General features: G+C 32.4%; 4 protein-coding genes. All 4 read right to left on the bottom strand.

Translation table 11 applies throughout. The features are described from left to right. Nucleotides 1-317: 317 nt before the first annotated feature. Nucleotides 318-836 (bottom strand): hypothetical protein, encoded by a 519-nt coding sequence (locus ACIQYG_RS26785; RefSeq protein WP_402844605.1) that lies wholly within the window; start codon nt 834-836, stop codon nt 318-320. A 149-nt stretch (nt 837-985) separates the two neighbouring features. After that, on the bottom strand, nt 986-1,255 hold the full coding sequence (locus tag ACIQYG_RS26780; protein WP_402844603.1) for a hypothetical protein: 270 nt from the start codon (nt 1,253-1,255) through the stop codon (nt 986-988). A gap of 271 nt (nt 1,256-1,526) precedes the next feature. Then, on the bottom strand, nt 1,527-2,438 hold the full coding sequence (locus ACIQYG_RS26775) for a sigma factor regulator N-terminal domain-containing protein (protein ID WP_402844601.1): 912 nt from the start codon (nt 2,436-2,438) through the stop codon (nt 1,527-1,529). Continuing rightward, nucleotides 2,438-2,929 (bottom strand): RNA polymerase sigma factor, encoded by a 492-nt coding sequence (locus tag ACIQYG_RS26770; RefSeq protein WP_402844598.1) that lies wholly within the window; start codon nt 2,927-2,929, stop codon nt 2,438-2,440. The genes ACIQYG_RS26775 and ACIQYG_RS26770 overlap by 1 nt, the downstream gene beginning before the upstream one ends. Between the last annotated feature and the right edge of the window lie 369 nt (nt 2,930-3,298).

Genomic DNA, 3,298 nt, shown 5'->3' with positions numbered 1-3,298 from the left:
ACGCACCCGTACGTCCTACCCTGGCTACTGATATAATAGATTCTATTTAAAAAAGGTCAACCAGTAATTTTTACTGGTCGACCTTATAATACGAAAGCACCCGTTAGCCATCCATGAATCGCAAAAATCGGCGATTCACCACAAAGAATGAAAATGGTTAGGAAGTGTCAATACTGATAGTGACCTTAATCCAGTCAACCCATAGACTAACTAATTAAAGCGCTCCTCTTTTTTAACGATTGAGGAGGGTCTTCTTAAGTTTTGTCATTTTTCATTTTTAAAGAAACTTATTTTCATGGTAGTAATATAAGCTCTTATTAAAGTCCACCATCTAAACCGTCAATTTTCACCCCTCTACTCCAATCACGAGTGATTTTTAATTCATTATCTTTAGTAGAGATAGTTAGCTCTCCTTCTTTATCATAAACTTTAGATGACTCCTCGTCATAAAGCTTAAATTTTATAGTGTATTTATAATCAATTGTACTATCATCATCATTTTTACTTTGTTCTTCAAGGTTAAGGTTTTGTACCTCAATACTTTTATTAACTTCCTTGGCTACTATTGATGGTATTGAATAATAACGGTTAGCTATTTGAGCATCATATTCATCTTTTGATAAATATTCTTTAACCTTGTTTGCAATTTCATCTGAAGACGGAGGATTAGAGGGGTCTTTAACGTTATATCGTTCCGTACTGTAACCTTTAACGAATTTTTCTATATCAGCCTCTTTCGCCACGTCTTCCTTGGCCACATCCTTGTTACAAGCAACTACACCAATAAACAATACAAACAAAAACAATAAACTAAGAATTTTCTTTATGATAGCCACCTCATTTCCTTCAAATGAACCTATACTCTACATATTCTATACATATTATGAATTACCCTTGTTCAACTAACCTGCCCCGTTTGTTGCATAAGGAGCTGCTGATCAGCTCCTGGTAATGAAGTAAAGCACCTGTTTGTTGAATAAACAATTTAAAATCCATTACCCTGGAATATTATTCTCATTAATTCGACGGCCATAAAGTAAACGAAACCAACAAATATACTAAGACCTAAAGCTAATTTTCTCCATAGTCCTTTCTCACTGAGAAAAGAGAAAGAGAAAGATATAATGATTCCACATATCATCAATACACGAAAAGTTGTTACCCCAGGATCAATTACTTGTGTTATATTTCCAGCAAAGAAGCAAATAACCAAGATAATTAAAGCAAACGAAATAACACCTAAATATTTTTTCATGATTCACCACCCTTCTCCTTCAATCAATTTTACCAAATTATAGTAAATATGTTTTTTAATTATTGAATTATCTTCCCCCTTAAGTTGCATAAAAAAAAGAACTGTTCACACAGCTCTCTAAAGAACTAACGCACCCGTTAGTTTAAGTACACCTATTCACAAACTGTGTTTTGTATGTATTAAAATAGATCAAATCTCATTAGCAGTCTTAAGCTTAAACTTTCTCCATTTAGTTAATTAAGAACATAATTTTTATTTGATCTCTTGCATATTATTTTTCAGGTTTAATATAAGGAACGATTTGTGCAGTGGCACCTACTGAAGCACCGCGGATAAAATCTTGATTCTCTAAGGCTTTGAAATTGTTTGTTTTTCCAGTGAGCATTACCCCTAAAATTTTCACTTCACCGAACTTCTTATTTTTATTTACCTTTAAAAATTCTTGAATTGTTTCATCATTCCCCTTTGAATCATACTCTTTAAGACCATCGACAAAGCTTGAATATAATTCTTTAGGGTTGTCGGAAAGTTCAAACCCATAAACTGGCATACCAGCTGGCCCCTTGCTTTCATCCCTAATTGGAGAAGCCATATATAACCATACGATGTTTAAAGTATCAGGGATTTTTGCTTGTATTTCCTGTAACGTGTATGGTTTATCAAAGGAAATGGCAACTTCTGCAACGTGGTTCTCCATTTCCGAAATTTCCCCTAATTCATTTTGTACACCATCATAGTATTTTTTTATGGATGGATGATAAAATGTTGCTGATTTACTCTTGGTCTGTTTATCATACTCATAGAACTCTGTATCAGACCAATGAAATCCTGGTACTAACTCGTTCGTGTCAATATTGACTCGTAACCAATCATATGAACTTGTAAGAGTGCTCCATTGAACTACATAACCATTAATATTCTTAGAACGGTTTGTAATAATGTTACCCCCAAACATCGATGAATTACTTGTTACTTGAGAGTCGATATGAATATTAGGTTCAGCAATGGCATTATGTAAAAAAAGCTTTTCGTGAAGTCTTGTAGAGCTTTTCGCTGCAAAGTAGTTGCCTGTTTTATAAAAGATAGGTAAGAGAATTAGTACTACAATAATTGAAGTGATGATAATTTTTAGTAGATGTTTTCGCTTAGCCTTTTTTAAAGCATCATTTAACGAAGATTCCATCAATGTTGTCCTCCTATTTTTGAGTGAATAAATTTACGTGCACGATATAATTTTTGCTTTACACTGTCTACTTGAATATCCAAAATAGTTGCAATTTCTTCATATGAAAAATCATAGTAATACTTTAAAAAGATAATTTCTTTGTATTCTTTTTTTATGTCTTTTAATAAATTAAAAATCTCATCTTTATTTAAAACCGTATCAAAATCGCAATCGATATGTGATAGCTTTGAATAAATTTCCTTAGTTAAGTAAATGTTCTGCTGCTCCTTTTTCCTTTTCAAATCAATATATTGATTAAGTGATACTCTAAAAAACCAAGGACGTATATTGCTCTCTGTTAATTTATCCAATAGCGTGTAAATTTTGTAGTAGGTGTTTTGAATTATATCTTCTGCATCTTCTTTTCTTGCTCCTCTCGCTAGTAATAGCTTGAACACTTCCTCTCCTAAATTGATAAGAAAGGAGGTTAATACATTTTCTTTTTTCATCTTTTGTCCTCCCTATACTTATACAACGAATGATTGATATTAGATGTATACACTTAGATGAATTAAATTTTAACTTTTTATGAATTGGTACTAAGATATATGATTCTTTTTCCGAAAATAAATAGCTTTATTATTCCTAAAATATTGTTTAAAGTAGACAACTTTAATAACCTCCCATCACAAGAGGGTACTGAATTTTTAAAACAAAACTAAACAACTTAATTATCTAAAAAGTAATATTTTTACCTATTTGAAAATACCTCTTATCAACTATCCTGCCCCGATAGTTCCATAAAATCGAGTAGGAGGAGGTGCCTAGCCTCCGACCTCTCACACCACCGTACATACCGTTCGGTATACGGCGGTTCA

The organism is Peribacillus sp. NPDC096622, from assembly GCF_044762665.1.
Classification (GTDB): domain Bacteria; phylum Bacillota; class Bacilli; order Bacillales; family DSM-1321; genus Peribacillus; species Peribacillus frigoritolerans_B.
The sequence above is the reverse complement of the archived record's forward strand: the minus strand, read 5'-3'. Positions and strand labels throughout refer to the sequence as shown.

Excerpts from the sequence above, each read along its gene's own strand:
- ACIQYG_RS26780 (WP_402844603.1), bottom strand. The coding sequence starts at position 1,255 with ATGAAAAAATATTTAGGTGTTATTTCGTTTGCTTTAATTATCTTGGTT.
- ACIQYG_RS26775 (WP_402844601.1), bottom strand. The coding sequence starts at position 2,438 with ATGGAATCTTCGTTAAATGATGCTTTAAAAAAGGCTAAGCGAAAACAT.
- ACIQYG_RS26770 (WP_402844598.1), bottom strand. The coding sequence starts at position 2,929 with ATGAAAAAAGAAAATGTATTAACCTCCTTTCTTATCAATTTAGGAGAG.